General features: G+C 44.3%; 15 protein-coding genes. 4 read left to right on the top strand and 11 right to left on the bottom strand.

All coding sequences use genetic code 11. The features are described 5' to 3' along the window. Window positions 1–209 precede the first annotated feature (209 nt). The gene (gene tcdA, locus GWI56_RS19035; RefSeq protein WP_198573787.1) at window positions 210–1,019 is read right to left on the bottom strand and encodes a tRNA cyclic N6-threonylcarbamoyladenosine(37) synthase TcdA; all 810 of its coding nucleotides are present in this window, start codon (window positions 1,017–1,019) and stop codon (window positions 210–212) included. Window positions 1,020–1,445: 426 nt separating this feature from the next. Here tcdA and GWI56_RS19030 point away from each other — a divergent pair, with 426 nt between their 5' ends. Together GWI56_RS19030 and GWI56_RS19025 are read left to right on the top strand one after the other, a co-directional pair. Further along, window positions 1,446–2,510, top strand: a complete 1,065-nt coding sequence (locus tag GWI56_RS19030; RefSeq protein ID WP_198573786.1) for a porin — start codon at window positions 1,446–1,448, stop codon at window positions 2,508–2,510. Between the two features lie 435 nt (window positions 2,511–2,945). Next, on the top strand, window positions 2,946–4,004 hold the full coding sequence (locus tag GWI56_RS19025) for a porin (protein WP_198573785.1): 1,059 nt from the start codon (window positions 2,946–2,948) through the stop codon (window positions 4,002–4,004). A 165-nt stretch (window positions 4,005–4,169) separates the two neighbouring features. On the opposite strand, the gene parC is transcribed toward GWI56_RS19025, so the two are convergent. From parC to nudF, 7 genes are read right to left on the bottom strand one after another with little or no spacing between them, the layout of a single operon-like run. Then, window positions 4,170–6,446, bottom strand: coding sequence for a DNA topoisomerase IV subunit A (parC, locus tag GWI56_RS19020; RefSeq protein ID WP_198573784.1), 2,277 nt, complete (start codon window positions 6,444–6,446; stop codon window positions 4,170–4,172). Beyond that, a complete protein-coding gene (locus GWI56_RS19015; protein ID WP_105251474.1) occupies window positions 6,439–7,611 on the bottom strand; it encodes a PQQ-dependent sugar dehydrogenase in 1,173 nt (390 codons plus the stop codon). The genes parC and GWI56_RS19015 overlap by 8 nt, the downstream gene beginning before the upstream one ends. A 52-nt stretch (window positions 7,612–7,663) precedes the next feature. Then, the gene (parE, locus tag GWI56_RS19010; RefSeq protein WP_105251473.1) at window positions 7,664–9,550 is read right to left on the bottom strand and encodes a DNA topoisomerase IV subunit B; all 1,887 of its coding nucleotides are present in this window, start codon (window positions 9,548–9,550) and stop codon (window positions 7,664–7,666) included. A 56-nt stretch (window positions 9,551–9,606) separates the two neighbouring features. Continuing rightward, entirely contained in the window at window positions 9,607–10,182 is a 576-nt protein-coding gene (locus GWI56_RS19005; protein WP_105251472.1) for a YqiA/YcfP family alpha/beta fold hydrolase, read from the bottom strand. Window positions 10,183–10,208: 26 nt separating this feature from the next. Continuing rightward, entirely contained in the window at window positions 10,209–11,048 is an 840-nt protein-coding gene (cpdA, locus tag GWI56_RS19000) for a 3',5'-cyclic-AMP phosphodiesterase (protein WP_105251471.1), read from the bottom strand. 15 nt (window positions 11,049–11,063) lie between these two features. After that, window positions 11,064–11,504 (bottom strand): DUF1249 domain-containing protein, encoded by a 441-nt coding sequence (locus GWI56_RS18995; protein ID WP_105251470.1) that lies wholly within the window; start codon window positions 11,502–11,504, stop codon window positions 11,064–11,066. 6 nt (window positions 11,505–11,510) lie between these two features. After that, window positions 11,511–12,113 (bottom strand): ADP-ribose diphosphatase, encoded by a 603-nt coding sequence (gene nudF / locus GWI56_RS18990; protein ID WP_028759445.1) that lies wholly within the window; start codon window positions 12,111–12,113, stop codon window positions 11,511–11,513. A gap of 244 nt (window positions 12,114–12,357) precedes the next feature. On the opposite strand from nudF, the gene tolC reads away from it, so the two are divergent. Beyond that, on the top strand, window positions 12,358–13,665 hold the full coding sequence (gene tolC / locus GWI56_RS18985) for an outer membrane channel protein TolC (protein ID WP_105251469.1): 1,308 nt from the start codon (window positions 12,358–12,360) through the stop codon (window positions 13,663–13,665). A 76-nt stretch (window positions 13,666–13,741) separates the two neighbouring features. On the opposite strand, the gene GWI56_RS18980 is transcribed toward tolC, so the two are convergent. The 3 genes from GWI56_RS18980 to GWI56_RS18970 are packed head-to-tail and all read right to left on the bottom strand — an operon-like array spanning window position 13,742 to window position 15,944. Next, window positions 13,742–14,479, bottom strand: a complete 738-nt coding sequence (locus GWI56_RS18980) for a TIGR04219 family outer membrane beta-barrel protein (RefSeq protein ID WP_131524113.1) — start codon at window positions 14,477–14,479, stop codon at window positions 13,742–13,744. 2 nt (window positions 14,480–14,481) lie between these two features. After that, entirely contained in the window at window positions 14,482–15,450 is a 969-nt protein-coding gene (locus tag GWI56_RS18975; RefSeq protein ID WP_105251468.1) for a DUF2333 family protein, read from the bottom strand. A gap of 11 nt (window positions 15,451–15,461) precedes the next feature. Further along, window positions 15,462–15,944, bottom strand: a complete 483-nt coding sequence (locus tag GWI56_RS18970) for a copper chaperone PCu(A)C (RefSeq protein WP_028761867.1) — start codon at window positions 15,942–15,944, stop codon at window positions 15,462–15,464. A 33-nt stretch (window positions 15,945–15,977) separates the two neighbouring features. Between GWI56_RS18970 and GWI56_RS18965 the strand changes: the two genes are divergently transcribed. Continuing rightward, the gene (locus GWI56_RS18965; protein WP_028761866.1) at window positions 15,978–16,715 is read left to right on the top strand and encodes an enoyl-CoA hydratase; all 738 of its coding nucleotides are present in this window, start codon (window positions 15,978–15,980) and stop codon (window positions 16,713–16,715) included. Window positions 16,716–16,733: the final 18 nt, after the last annotated feature.

Genomic DNA, 16,733 nt, shown 5'->3' with positions numbered 1-16,733 from the left:
CTAATTTATGCATAGGCCCTCCGGTGTGATGGGGTTTCTCTTGGTCGAAAGATCCGATCACTTGGAGGGCTATTAGTCCAACATTTCTTATCCCGAGTTCAGGTTATCTAGCTATAACCAATGAAAATACATAATATTGAAGGGGCATCACCGCCCTTGATCACCGCCCTTGAAAGCGGTGATGCTTTGACTGAATCTAGGTTAAGAGTTTAAACCGACTCTTGAGCCTGCTGTGCCAATCGCGCTAATACGCGACTTGCCGCCACAAAACCAAATGTCCCAGTGACCATAGTCACAGCCCCAAAACCAGAAGCACAATCCATCCTCATGCTGCCATCAGCCGCCGCTTTAGTACCGCACACTGAGCCATCGGCTTGGGGATACACTAACTGCTCACTGGAAAAAACAGCATCGATAGCAAACCGGCGTTGCACGTTTTTAGAGAAGTTATACTCGCGGCGCAAAATATTACGCACTTTGGCTAGCAAAGGATCTTGGTAGGTTTTAGCGAGATCAGTTAACTGAATTTGCGTCGGATCTGTCTGTCCACCCGCACCGCCCACTGTCACTATCTTAATTTTTTGACGTTTACACCAAGCAATTAACGCAGCCTTCTGCTTAACGGCATCAATACAATCAATAACATAATCAATATTGCCACCCTCTTTAGCTCCAAGCAAATACTCGCCTAGATTATCCAATGTAATAAAATCTTCAATTTCATTCACTTGGCAATCAGGATTAATTTCACGGATCCGTTGTGCCATCACAGCAACTTTAGAACCGCCGATGGTGGAGCTAAGAGCATGTATTTGTCGGTTAGTATTAGTGACACAGATATCATCTAAATCTATCAAGCTTATCTGCCCTATGCCGCTCCGCGCTAAGGCCTCTGCCGCCCAAGTACCGATGCCACCAATGCCAATCACCATCACATGGGATGTGGCAAATTTAGCCAACGCCTTTTGTCCATACAAACGGCCAATTCCGCCAAATCGATTTAGATAGGCCTCAGTCATAAATACTTACCTTATATTACCCAATAACAGCAGGAGCGCTTGCCCTAGCATCGAATGGATGCCAACAGGGGCAGCTTAATAGCAACACCAGAAATGTGCCGTGGATTCTAAACGATATCGACATAAACCGAAATCAGATCCTCAGCCACCAAACACTAGATACAAAGGGATACGAATACTAAATGAGTGTAATAAAAGCAAAGGCCCATCATTTACAATCGAGTCATTTGGTAATCGACTTAATAAAAACCTGTATTTCACTTGTAAAACAATATGTTGAATAAGCCGCCCTTTACATAAAACTTGATCAGGATCACACTTTATCATTTCAAGTCTGTGCAGACTTTGCCACACAAAAGCTCAACAGCATGCATAGATACTGAAGTTATCAATGCATATAACAGCGATAAGCACAGGAAAATGAAGATGAAAAAGAATCTACTGACGACGGCTATTATTTCTAGCCTCACACTCTATTCATTCACAGCACTCGCCGATGGCCCTGAATTCTATGGTCATGCTGATCTTGCCATTACCAATTCAGACACAGGTTATGCAACTCAAAACCAAAAGGAGGGCACTGTTCTTGAAAACAACTTCTCTTGGTTAGGCGTAAAAGGTTCTGAAGCTGTAAGCCCTTACTTTGACATCATTTATCAAATGGAATTTGGTGTCGAAAACTTTGATAACTCAAATAAAACCTTCAATGCCCGTAATACATTCCTAGGTATCAAAAGTGCCGTAGGTACGGCTTTAGTGGGTCGTAACGATACCGTATTTAAAGCAGCTGAAGGTAGCTTCGATCTTTTCGGTAATACCAATGCTGATATCGACTTACTGGTTGCAGGCCAAACACGCTCCGCCGATGGCATTTCTTACTATTCACCTAAAATTGCCGATCTCGTGACGCTTAATGCCACTTATCTGATGAGTGATAACTATGACCAAGTGGATAGCAATGGCAACGACGTGTATAGCAAAGATCAAATGTATGCTCTGAGCGCCACCTTAGGGGATAAAGCCCTTAAAGCACAAAACTACTATGTCGCTGCCGCCTATAGTGATGGTATTGATAACGTTGAAGCCTATCGTGGTGTGGCCCAAGCTAAATTCGGTGACGTAATCTTAGGTGCCTTATATCAACACAGTGAGCATGTGGATGATAAGTTTGCCAATCTCTCAGGCGATACCTATTTTGTCAACGCAGCCTACTTAATTGGCGACTTAAAACTAAAGATGATGTACGGCAAAGATGACTCAGGTCTAGGCAAGTACGTGAGCCGTTATGTTGGTGACCAAGACAACAGTGGCCTAGAACAGGTCCGTGATGTTGACCTGCAACAGTTCAGTGTGGGCGCAGATTACCGCCTGAGCACTAAGACTATGGTCTATGGTCACTACACGCGCTTCGATGGTGATCTTATGTTGGCCGATGTAAAGCAAGACCTGAATGACAACATCTTTACTGTCGGTTTACGCGTTGATTTTTAAATAGATTAATCAACTAACCCCAAAGTTATTTATTGATAAAAAAGCGGCTTCGGCCGCTTTTTCTGCTTAGATATCGCCCCCAAACACAAATCTATAACCAATATGACAGACTTGCTACAGCATTAGTATATGCTACAGTTACCCTCGCCGACGCACTATCTAAGGCAATCCGCCTTACCTACCACTTAAGTAGTAAGTGAAAAATAGAGTTTTACCCCTTTCAGGTAAATTTGCAGTCAAGATATAAGGAAAGATCCCAGAAATGGCCCGAATATAGGCAAGGAGAGCCAAAAACATGATCTGCGCCACAGCCTGCGAGTCGTAAAACTGTAAAAATCGGCGGCAACTTTGTTACCGACTCAGGTAGCAAATGCGTTAAACCACACAAAAACCATGAAAAATGGATAAGAACTTAGGTTCGAGGGAGCACAAAACATGAAAAAGACATTCATCTCTGCATCAGTTGCATCAGTATTGGCATTGGCTTCATTCGGTGCGCTAGCCGAAGGCCCAAGCTTCTATGGTCGTTTAGAGCTTGCTCTAACCCATACTGACACAGGTGCCACTCTACAATCAGGTACTAACGGCTTAAATGCAAACTATGCCGATGAAAATAACGCAGGTACTTATTTAGAAAATAACTTCTCTCTATTAGGTGTTAAAGGCTCAGAAAAAATCGCTGATGGCTTTGACGTTATCTACCAAATGGAATTCCAAGTTGAAAACACTTCTGGTGCAGGTGATGTTTTCAAAGCACGTAACACTTTCTTAGGTTTAAAAACTAACGCTGGTACTGTGTTAGTGGGTCGTAATGACTCAGTATTCAAACAAGCCGAAGGTGCTGTGGATATTTTCGGTAACACTAACGCCGATATCGACCGTTTAGTCAGTGCCCAAACTCGTACTGCCGATGGTGCTTGGTACTATTCACCAAAAATTGCAGGCTTAGTGACATTAAACGCTAACTATCAATTTGATGATAACGACACTACAGCTAAGACTTCTGAAAGCCTATATGCATTAAGCGCAACTCTAGGTGACAGCAAGTTTAAAGAGCAAAACTACTACGCTGCAGTAGCCTATAACAAAGGCATCGCGGGTGTTGATGCATACCGTTTAGTTGGCCAAGCAAAATTCGGTCAATTCAAAGTTGGTGGTTTATTCCAAAACTCTGAAGATGTTGTGAACAATGACATCGAAGGTAACACTTACTTTGTTAACGTTTCTTATGATCTGAACGGTGTAAACCTGAAGGCTGAATACGGCATTGATGAAGCTGGTTTGGGTGGCGCTTACACTAAACTAGGCGGCGTAAAAGGTGCTGATGACATCAATTTCCAAAACTTCAACATTGGTGCTGATTATCGCTTAGCGAAATCAACTATGATCTATGGTCAATACGCTATGTACCGTGGTGATTTTACTGTTGCTAATGCTAAAACAGATCTACAAGATGACAACGTATTCTCTGTAGGCGTACGTTACGACTTCTAATCTCTTACCTAAGAGATAATAGAAACCTACTGTAGTAATACAGTAGGTTTTTTATGTCTCAAATCTAATCCAAAAGCGCCAAAAATAAAAAACCACCTAAGCCAAGCTGAGGTGGTTTTAGTTAACCCATTTAATTCTTTACAGCATTGAAACCATTACAAAGCATTAGATGCTCGCTAAAGCATCACCGCCGTCACCTAATTCAACGCTATCGACACGTTGTAATCCTCTAGGCAATTTTGCACCACGACGACCACGTTCACCTCGATAATGTTCAAGATCGCTTGGCTTCAGTGTGAGCTTGCGCTTACCTGCCCACAGGGTAACCGGCGTATCACTTGGCACTAATTGTAAATGTGTCATAAGTTCATCGCGATTCTTGGCTCTTTCGGTTGGTATGCCAATAATTTTATTACCTTTACCCTTGGATAATTGCGGTAACGCTTCTAGCGAAAACAGTAACATCCGCCCTTCGTTTGTGATCGCTAGCAGTGACATTTCTTTAGTGCGGTCAATCAACTTAGGCGTTAATGATTTAGCGTTTGTTGGTAGACTCAGCAAGGCTTTACCCGCTTTATTGCGCGACACCATATCGTTGTATGAACAAATAAAACCGTAACCCGCATCCGTTGCTAACAAGTAACATTGGTCTTCTTCACCCATCAACACATGCTGCATGGTTTCGCCAGGTGCCATATTGAAGCGAGTCGTAATAGGCTCACCTTGGCTACGGGCCGATGGCAGAGTATGGCTATCCGTCGCAAAAGCCCGCCCAGACGAATCAATAAACACTGCGGCCTGATTGCTACGTCCCATCGCGCTACATAGATATTGGTCGCCAGACTTATAGGAGAGCGACAAAGGATCGATATCGTGGCCCTTAGCACAACGCACCCAACCTTTTTCAGATAAGACAACAGTCACGGCTTCTGTCGGCGTTAACTCTTGTTCAGTTAATGCTTTAGACTCATTACGCAATACGATTGGCGAGCGACGATTATCGCCATAGGTTTCGGCATCTTGAATTAATTCTTTCTTGATCAACGTCTTCAAGCGACGCTCTGAGCCCAATAACTGCTCCAGTTTTTCGCGTTCGGCTTCAAGCTCATTTTGTTCGGCCGTGATCTTAAATTCTTCTAACTTAGCTAAATGCCGTAACTTTAACTCGAGGATCGATTCAGCTTGTTTATCACTGAGTGAAAAACGGGCCATCAACTCAGCTTTAGGATCATCGTGAAAACGAATAATCTCGATCACTTCATCAATGTTGAGGAAAGCGATCATTAGGGCTTCGAGTATATGTAACCGCGATACCACCTTATCTAAACGATATTCTAAACGACGTTTAACCGTATCAACGCGGAACTCTAACCACTCAGTTAATAAGGTTTTCAACCCTTTAACTCGCGGACGCCCATCGAGACCCAACACATTTAAGTTAACTCTAAAGCTCTTTTCTAAATCTGTGGTGGCAAACAAATGCGCCATCAGTTGATCGCAATCGACGCGATTGGAGCGCGGTACCACCACAAGACGCACTGGGTTTTCATGATCCGACTCATCGCGTAAATCGGCCACCATAGGCAATTTCTTCGCCTGCATTTGACCGGCGATTTGCTCTAAAATTTTACCGCTACTGGCTTGATGTGGCAGCGCCGTGATGATGATTTCACCGCCATCGACAGTGTAAACCGCACGTGCTCTTAATGACCCACGGCCCGACTCATAAATTTTTGCAATATCGGCAGACGGGGTAATAATCTCGGCTTCAGTTGGATAATCAGGGCCTGGTACAAAGGCCATCAGTTGCTCGAGTTCAAGCTTAGGATCATCGAGCAATGCTACGCAGGCGGAGACTAATTCTCTCACGTTATGCGGCGGAATATCCGTCGCCATACCTACGGCAATACCAGTAATACCATTGAGTAAAATATGCGGTAAACGTGCCGGCAGTACTTTTGGCTCTTTTAACGTGCCATCGAAATTAGCACCCCATTCAACCGTACCTTGCCCCAGTTCACTGAGTAACACTTCAGAGAATTTAGAGAGACGTGCTTCGGTATAACGCATAGCCGCAAATGACTTAGGATCATCGGGGGCACCCCAGTTACCTTGGCCATCGACTAACGGGTAGCGATATGAAAATGGCTGCGCCATCAATACCATAGCCTCATAACAGGCACTATCGCCGTGAGGATGGTATTTACCTAATACGTCACCAACCGTACGAGCCGACTTTTTATGCTTAGATTGAGCCGACAAACCTAACTCACTCATCGCATAGATAATTCGACGCTGTACCGGTTTAAGTCCATCCCCAATGTGTGGCAGGGCTCGGTCCATAATGACGTACATGGAATAGTTCAGATAAGCCTCTTCGGTAAAGCGCCGCAATGGCATTTGCTCTACCCCATCGAGACTTAACTTGATAGCGTCACTCATTTTCTTCTAGTTCCTGTGTTTCTTCAGTACTATCGCCCTTATAAAACAAGCGATACACGTTACCTTTTAAATCATCGGAGATGTACATAGCACCATCGGATGCCGATAACAGCGCAAAGGGTCGAGCAACGGGAAATTCACCGTCAAGGAAACTAACAACCGTTTCACGACTCACCACTTTTTGATCTTCAATCTTCAACATCACCACTTGATAGCCAACTTTACTCGAACGATTCCACGAGCCATTTTCGGCGACAAACAACTGATTATGGTAAATATCGGGAAATTGACTGCCGCGATAAAATGCAAGTCCCGTGGGTGCAACATGGGCTGGCAACTCATACATTGGCAGAGTGATTTTTAAATTTTTCGGTTTTTCATAGGCAGGTTCGACAACACTACTGGCATGTAAATAAGGGAAGCCATAATGACTCCCTATCACATCGATGCGGTTAATCTCATCGGGTGGCAAGTTGTCCCCCATCCAATCACGGCCTTGATCGGCAAACCATAATTTTTTGTCTATTGGCGACCAATCAAATCCACTTGCATCACGCACACCAGCCGCAATCTGCTCACTCGCGCCTGTATCAACATTGATCGCTATGATACTACTGTAAGGCACTGGCGCTTCACAGACGTTACAGGGCGCACCAATAGACACATATAAACGGCCATCTGGGCCAAAATTAATTGCCCGAGAACTTTTCTTCTCTGAGTAAGGCAAGTCACTGTAAATCTCTTTGGGTCGACTCGGGCGGCGCAATCTTTGCTCAATATCAACAAAGCGTACTATTTGATTTTCAGTGGCGACAAACAAGTCACCATTGTGGAATGCAATCGCATCGGGTGATTCAAGCCCTTTGGCTATCACATAGCGCTTATCGACACGACCATCTTGATTACTATCAACGAGAGCATGGATAGTGCCGCTCTTATTGGAACCGACAAATAAAGTGCCATTAGCCCCCATCGCCATCTGCTTAGCATCGCCAATATCCGAGGCATAAAGCGATAAACCAAACCCCTTAGCGACGGTAATCATGATCGATTGGGAACCCGCAAAGGCGCTATTGCAGAGCAATAACGTCACACTCGCTAAGAGCGTAAAACCGGCAGAAAACACCTTTAAGCAATTATAATTATTAGTTTTAATATACAACATTGTAATTTTCTTTATGCCTATGTTTTATTGTTATCGGCAATAGTGCACAACATTAAAGTAAAGCCATGTCACCCTTATCTTCAAGCCAGTTTTTACGGTCCGGCGAACGCTTCTTAGCGAGCAACATATCCATCAAAGCATCCGTTTCTTCGATGTCATCTATCGTCAACTGTACTAAACGACGGGTGTTTGGATCCATCGTTGTTTCACGAAGTTGTAAAGGATTCATCTCACCCAAACCTTTAAAGCGGGTGACTTGTACCTTACCCTTTTTATTCTCAGCGGCAATACGGTCTAAAATACCCGCTCTTTCTGCCTCATCTAAGGCGTAATACACCTCTTTGCCGATATCAATACGGAACAACGGCGGCATAGCAATATACACATGACCCTGCTCAACTAAGATACGGTAATGCTTCAAAAATAGCGCGCATAACAAGGTAGCAATGTGCAGTCCGTCTGAGTCGGCATCCGCAAGGATACAAATCTTGCCATAACGTAATTCAGAGATATCACTGCTATCGGGATCGCAACCAATCGCGACCGAAATATCATGAACTTCCTGTGAAGCTAATACCTGCGAAGCATCGACTTCCCAGGTATTCAAGATTTTGCCACGCAGCGGCATGATGGCTTGAAACTCACGATCGCGAGCTTGTTTAGCACTACCACCCGCAGAATCCCCTTCCACGAGGAATAACTCTCCGCGCATCGGATCTTGGCCACTACAGTCTGTTAGCTTACCCGGCAGTGCAGGTCCCGAAGTCACCTTTTTGCGGGCCACTTTTTTAGCGGCCTTTAAGCGGCTCTGGGCATTATTAATGCACATTTCGGCTAAGGATTCAGCTAACTCGGTATTTGAGTTCAACCAGAGTGAGAATGCGTCACGCACAACGCCAGACACAAAAGCAGCGCATTGGCGACTAGAAAGCTTTTCTTTTGTTTGACCAGCGAATTGCGGTTCTTGCATCTTCACCGACAATATAAACGCGGCGCGATCCCAAATGTCTTCGGGTGAAAGTTTAATACCACGGGGAATTAAATTTCTGAACTCACAGAACTCCCGCATAGATTCCAATAAACCTTGGCGGAAACCATTCACATGGGTACCACCGAGCGGAGTCGGAATTAAGTTAACATAACTCTCGCCAATAGATTCGCCGCCTTCAGGCAACCAAGTAATGGCCCAATCTGCGGCTTCTAGTTGGCCTTTAAAGCAACCCACAAACGGCTCTTCTGGCAATCTTAAATTGTCACCGATAGCCGCCTTTAAATAATCAGTTAGGCCGCTTTCATAGAACCATTCATGGACTTCATTTGTCTGTTTATTGGTGAATTTGATCCGTAAACCTGGGCACAGTACCGCTTTAGCACGAAGCAAATAAATCAGTTTTGAATTTGAGAAGTTAGCTGAATCAAAATAGCTCGCATCGGGCCAAAAATGCACTCGAGTCCCCGTATTACGACGACCACAGGTCCCTGTTGGGCGTAAATCTTCAACCTTAAAGCCATTTTCAAAAGCGATGTCATACACTTGGCCATCACGGCGAACCGTGACTTCGACACGGCGCGACAAAGCGTTAACCACCGAAATACCGACACCGTGTAAACCACCGGAGAACTGGTAGTTTTTATTCGAAAATTTACCGCCAGCATGCAATTTGGTCAGAATTAACTCAACCCCAGGAATGCCTTCTTCTGGGTGGATATCCACCGGCATACCACGGCCATCATCAGTGACTTCGAGGGAGTTATCTGTATGTAGAACAACTTCAATTTTTGTCGCGTGACCTGCCAATGCCTCATCGACACTGTTATCTATGACCTCTTGGCCCAAATGGTTAGGTCTGGAGGTGTCGGTATACATACCTGGACGGCGTTTAACAGGATCGAGTCCGTTGAGAACTTCAATGGCGTCAGAGGTGTATTGATTTGTCATAGGGCACGCTATAGGTTGTTATATCCGGCCATGTTGCGGCTCGGCATGTCAGTTTGTCAAGGTAAGTGTAAAAATTGGCTTACAGTTTGCAGATGCGACTCATAACCAACAAAGCTGTGATCACCACCCGCTTCAACTCGCAATTGACAGTGATGATACTTATTGACCGCTTCGCGATAATCCAGCACATCATCACCTGTCTGCAATAATACCAAAAAACGATCCGGATTGCGGATCACAGCCGTATTAAATTCAGCGACTTCAGACTTATGCTCAGGTAAGACAAGATAATGCTGTTCAGTGTAAGGATTGAATTGCGGCCCCATAAACTCATCGAACAACTCAAAGGGTTTTACCGCAGGATTAACTAACACCGCTTTGCCACCGTAGGTTTCGGCTAAATAGCTGGCGAAATACCCACCTAAAGATGAGCCTATATAAGCTAATGGCTCTTTGGCATCAATCGCCGCCTCAACATAAGCGGTTAAGAGCACCATCGCAGCCTTAGGCGTATTAGGCAGTTGGGGCTGATGGAAGGCCACACTAGGATGATGCCGCGCCATGTACTTAGCCGTCATCACAGCTTTATCTGAAAATGGAGAGCTATTAAAACCGTGAATATAAAGCAGCATATTTCCTCAGGCTGCGGCTATTCGCGTTAATAACCGCTAGAGTTGTTGTCAGGGGAAAAATGGTTACCCGGTACGCGATACACTTTAGTGTTGATGCTACCATCGGCTTTCAACTCCAGCAAACGATAACCCGGTTGAACGCCATCCAAGGCAAAATAAGGCGATAACGGCTTAAATTGAATACAAGTGGAAGGTGTCGCCATCAACTGCAACGTGCCATGGGGCCCATTATGATGGGTATCAATACATTGGTGCACATGTCCCCAGAGCAATCCTTTGACCTGCGGATATTTTGCCACTCGCGCGATAAACTCGGCGCCATTGTCCATGCAGTGCTGATCCAACCAAGTACAATTCACAACGATGGGATTATGATGCATCACCAGTAAAGTATGGCATTCAGGATGTGCGGCAATGGCTTCGTCAATTAATTCGAACTGAGTCTCGGCCATATTGCCGCCAGGCTTTCCCCGCACGGTTGAATCCAACATGAGGATTTGCCAGTTTCCCGCCAGAATACGCTGCTGCCCAAAAATCTGTTCACCCTGCATGTGCAGATACATGATCCGTGGATCGTCATGATTTCCAGGAAGATAATGACAAGGTAAGCCAACGGGGGTGACTGCTTTCACAAATTGCTGATAGGACTCAGCCGAATAGTCTTGACTCAAATCGCCTGTGGCGAGCATCAAGTGAGCAGGATAGTCCACAGCTCTAATCGTATTTAATACGGCAGCAAAACTTTTGCTAGTATTAACTCCTAATAGCTGAGCTTCAGGATCGGCAAAAAGATGCGGATCTGTGACTTGCACGATACGCACGCTTTCCCCTTCAGCTATGGAGTAAGAGACAGCCTCTTTCAGCACATTGAATACCCAATTCTAAGACTGGCACACGACACTGTGTTGGTAACCAATCTTTAATAACTCTTCCAGGAATGCATTCACCTGGTACTTTTCATCACTTTGATACATGCGTACATTGGGATAATCATACACTGGGCGTAATTGGTAAATCTGTTGGCCAGTTAACACTTCTGCTAATTTAGCATCGTGATAAATTCTCACTAACACCTTGGGAGTATTGATAAACTCCTTGATTTCGATGGGACGAGATATCTCAACTAGCTGAGTATATTTGGTATTTTCTAAAATTCGCACTACTAATATACCAAACTCACCTTCGAGTCGCCATGACTCACCGATAGCTATCTCTAACGGTAACCATTTCAACATGTAGCCATAATTACGCCCGCACAGTGCTAAAAAATCACTGACGTTGGGTTTATAGCGCCGTTTTAGACTCGAAGTAGCCAAATTCATCCCAACTTAAACCAGTTGCTGATAGTTCAATTGTAACCATTGTAATCCAATAACGGTCGACGCATTATCAATCTCGCCCGCAACCACTCGCTCATAAGCTTGCTCGCGGCTCATGACATGTAATCGAATATCTTCGTGCTCTTCAGCTAATCCATGCAATCCACGGGCGTCGTTTGAATCGACATCAGCCCAATAGAAATAGAAACGTTCTGTACTACCACCTGGGCTCGCTAAATAGCTATTTACACTGTGTATTTGCTTAGCCATTAAGCCAGTTTCTTCCATTAATTCTCGGTGTGCAACATCCAGAGGCGTTTCTGCGGGCGCAATCATACCCGCGACTAACTCAAGAAGCCAAGGAGATTTAGCGGTTGCTAATGCAGGAAAGCGTACCTGTTCAATGAGTACGACTTTATCTTGCTTGGCATCATAGGGAAGGACGACCACAGCATGACCCCGTTCAAACACTTCGCGAGTGACAGGCTTACTCCAGCCCCCAGCGAATAATTTATGCTTGAAAGTGTATTCGTCCATTGAGAAAAAACCTTGATAAAGGGATTTTTTTCCTAAGATCTCAATATCCGTTTGCGAAAAAACAGGGGGTTTCATACTCTATCCTTAAAAGTTAAATTTGCGCCTATAATCAAGGCAATTTGAGCACATTTTTAAAATAAAATCTGTTACACTTCGAATTTGACTTGAAAGTGTCAGAGTTCTTAGACTCTAGGTCATTAAGTTTTAGCTGTATCGGGAAGCGTCGGGAAGCGCAAACCGCCTTGGTAAAGGCATTACTTAGTCTAAACGAAGTTAAAATATTCCTCCGTGGGGGGATTTTGTCTAATAAGGACAGCAAATGAAATTTAAGATCCATAATTTATGCGCAGCATTAACACTTGCGGCTTCCGCTTCAGCGGTGCAAGCAGATGATTTGTTGCAAATTTATCAGCAAGCACTGACCAGCGACCCGCTCGTATTGCAAGCCCAAGCCCAGCGTAATGGTTTGTTTGAGAAAATCGAACAAAACCGCGCTCCGCTGTTGCCAACCATTAGTGCAAACGTCGGTTATGACAAAGCTTGGAATGATCCGAAGGATGATGCAAGTGGTCTAGTAGGTAGCCTGAAATTAAATCAAGTCATCTATGATCACAGTGCTTGGGTTGGTTTAAGTCTTGCTGAGAAAGCCGCTTCTCAGGCTGATTCCGCTTATGCTTCCGCATTACAAAACTTGATTACTCGTATCACTAAAGCCTATTTCGATGTATTAACGGCGAAAGACAACTACGAGTTCCAAGGTGCAGAAAAACGCGCAATCGAGCGTCAACTTGAACAAACTAAACAACGTTTCGCAGTGGGTTTAACCGCGATTACCGATGTGCATGAAGCTCAAGCGCAATATGACTTAGCCTCAGCCACTGAAATTTTAGCCGAAAACACGCTCGCCAATAGTTATGAAGCCTTACGTGAAATCACCGGCATCGATCACAAGACGATTAATGTGTTAGATACCAACCGTTTCTCAGCAGTTACGCCAGCGCCAACGTCATCTAGCGAATGGTTAAAAATTGCTGAAACCAATAGTGTTGATTTAATGACTCAACGTATTGGTAAAGATATTGCTCAAGAGACTATTAAGCTTTATCAAGCAGGCCACATGCCGTCTTTAAGCTTAAATGCCGGTTACAACAAAGGTCTTGAGCAAAAAATGGGGAATCTCAACGAACCTGATTTTGATAATGTCAGCGTTGGTGTCAACTTAAGCATTCCGATTTTCGAAGGTTTTAAAGTCAGCTCACAAGTTAATGAAGCACAATTCCAGTATGTTGAAGCAAGTGAAAAGCTTGAGCAAATTTACCGTGGTGTAGTGAAAAACGTTCGTAATAACTACAACAACGTAGGTGCTTCTATCAGCTCAATCAAAGCTTATGAGCAATCTGTTATTTCATCAGAAAGTGCCCTAAAAGCCACTCAAGCGGGTTTCGAAGTGGGTACTCGTACTATCGTTGATGTTTTGAACCGTACCCGTGACTTGTACGACTCAAAACGTAAATTATCCGATGCGCGCTATAGCTACATCAACTCAGTTGTTGCACTAAAGCAAGCTGCGGGTACATTGAATGAAGATGATGTTATCGCCATCAATAATGGCTTGATTGCACAGTAACAACGCTCTCAGTCATTAAATATAAAAAACCGCCATTTGGCGGTTTTTTTATGCTTAGAAGTTAAAATCAACAAAATTAGAAGTTGATTTCAACACCCGCAAAATAACCTTTAAATTTAGTATCAGCACTCACACCCGAGAAATTACTCACATCGAATAAAAATTCACGGTAGCCTACACGTACACGCGTATCGACGGCCAAACCATCAAATTGCCAACCTAAACCAATTGCATAGTCGTGCACGCTTGACTCATTGACGCCCTGCATCAAATCAGCAAAACCGTACAAGCCTAAGCCAGGCATACCTACATGCGTACTGGCGTAACCCATCACAATACCGCTATCGACATCTTTCTCTTCTGGATGGCCAGGATCTTGAACACGCAGTGAACCATTCATTAACTTGTATGCTGCACCGAGATCCAACGACACTATGTCGTTGTCCAATATTTCGTAGTACAGCACGAAGTCTGTGTTACTCAAATCAGTATAAGCAGTAACATTACCTTTAAAATCATGACCATTGAAGTTGAAATCAGCATCCGACATGCCGCCTTTCTGATCTAAGCTATTTTCACGGATTTTAATGTTAGGGACAAATGGCAATGGGTGCTCAACTGCAATCCAATAACTGCCTTGAGCAGATGAACTGTAATCAAATGTTTGTTGTGGTTGACCTTTATCAGCAAAAGTACCGCTAGTATCGGCGCGCCAGTAATCACCACCAATAGTAAAACCAACCACAGTTGCCGCTTGGGCAGATGAGGCCATACAGAATCCTAATACCGCACTGGCGAGGAGAGTTTTTTTCATAATTAACCTTGAGATAGCAAGTTCGTTAAATCAATCACCGCGGCATTCGCACGCGACACATAGTTAGCCATAACCAATGAATGATTAGCGACTAAGCCAAAACCGCTGCCATTCAGCACAACAGGGCTCCAGACAGTTTGCTGAGTCGCCTCCAGCTCACGAATGATCTGTCTTAGGCTTACTTCAGCATTTTTCTTCTTCAATACGTCAGCAAAGTCAACTTCAACTGCGCGCATAAAGTTCAACAACGCCCATGAAGCACCACGGCTCTCATAGAAGACATCATCAATTTTCCACCAACTGGTTTTTACCTGATGGCTGGTCAAATTTGGAGTTGATTGACGCGCCGAATTATCACCGGCTAGGTCTGTATTTAAGCGCTCTTGGCCAACGCTGGCAGATAAACGCTGCGACATACTGCCCAGACGTTTCTGCACTTCTTTCAACCATTCATTAAGGTTGTCAGCACGGGCATAAAACTGTGCATCTTGATTATTTGGGTCCATCATGCGGGCACGATAAAGCTTCAGCAATTTGATTGCATCGCGATATTCGCTTTCGGCACTCGGTACTAACCAGCTTGTGTGGTCAATATTGAGCTTAGATTGGGCTTCGCCTAAATCTTTGTCCGCCGCAGATTGTGACTGTGAGCGGCTAAACTCTTTACGCATAATCAAGGCTAAATCACGGGCTTGCTCCAAAGCACCATATTCAAATGCGGGCATGTTATCCATGAAGATGGAAGGTGGCATCACATCGTTTGATAGCCAACCACCTTGCTTATCGAGTAAATTTTCGACTGTGAGGATTAGCGATGTAGTAGTAGCGTACCCAACAATATTCTTATTGGATGCTGTTAATTGTTGAGGGCTAATTGGATCCGGTTCGATACTCCACCATACACTCACGCCATAACCGATTAATACTAAAAATAAACCGACCCCGGTAACTTTTTTCCATGTAATTTGCATCAAGCGACTCCTTAATGATGGTGATGATGCTCTTGCTCTGCGGCGTTTTCTGCTGCTTTACTAACAGGCAGGGTAATTGCCATTTTCTCGCCACCGTCAAACTCTAATTGCAGTTCAACTTGTTGCTCTAACACCAATGGCGCTTTTAAGCCAAGCAACATGACGTGATCCCCTGACGGCGTTAACGTTAATGTGCCATGGGAGGGGATGTCAAAACCTTCAACATGGCGCATCTTCACCATGCCTTGGTCTTCGATAATCGTGTGTAATTGGGCATCCTTTGCCACAGTCGTACTGACACCGATAAGACGAATCGCTTTATCTGTGTGGTTTTCAAGCGTAAAGTAAGCGGCAGTATTTGGTACTGTCTCAGGCATGGCGCGTATATGACCTTCAGTCATGACTACGTTCGCCAACGCTGAAAATGATGCACAAGATAAAACTAGACAATTAAACAGCTGTTTGAATATTGGTTTCAATGTCTTAAACTCCATGTCTACCCAATGTCGTCGTAAAGGAAACAACCCATGAGTCATATACAGGTTCAGGATGATCAGGGCGTGCGCATTATTAGCTTTAATCGCCCTGATAAACGCAATGCACTTGATCTTAATATGTATAAACAACTGACAGAATACCTGATCGAAGGTGAAGCAGACAACGACATTCGTGCCTTTATGCTCCATGGCCAAGATAATTGTTTCACCTCAGGCAATGATGTTGCTGACTTTTTGAAAAATAGTGACTTAGGGCCAAATCATCCCGCAGTACGTTTCTTATTTTGTCTGCTCGAACTCAAAAAACCTCTGGTGGCTGCTGTTTCTGGTGCCGCCGTCGGTATAGGTACAACCGTACTGCTACATTGCGATCTGGTATACGCTGACAACACGGCGAAATTTCAACTTCCCTTCGTCAACTTGGCTCTCGTGCCAGAAGCGGGGGCTAGCCTACTCTTACCAGAACTCATTGGTTATCAAAAAGCGGCTGAGTTACTGCTACTTGGTGAAAGTTTTAATGCCGAGACGGCCCATAGACTCAATATGATCAACGAAATTGTGGCCCATGAAGATTTACTCAGTTATGCATTATCTCAGGCAAAAAAATTGGCCAATCAACCGCCACAAGCACTACAAATCACACGTCAATTAATGCGTCCGCATAAAAATCGTGTACAACACCAAATGCACCAAGAACTTGAACAATTTAGCGCTAGGCTAAAAAGTGATGAAGCCAAAAGCAGATTTCAGGCTTTTTTGAAAAAGTAGTCTGCAAGGCAGTATGCA

The organism is Shewanella sp. DW31 (assembly GCF_015767295.1).
GTDB classification, from domain to species: domain Bacteria; phylum Pseudomonadota; class Gammaproteobacteria; order Enterobacterales; family Shewanellaceae; genus Shewanella; species Shewanella oncorhynchi.
The sequence above is the reverse complement of the archived record's forward strand: the minus strand, read 5'-3'. Positions and strand labels throughout refer to the sequence as shown.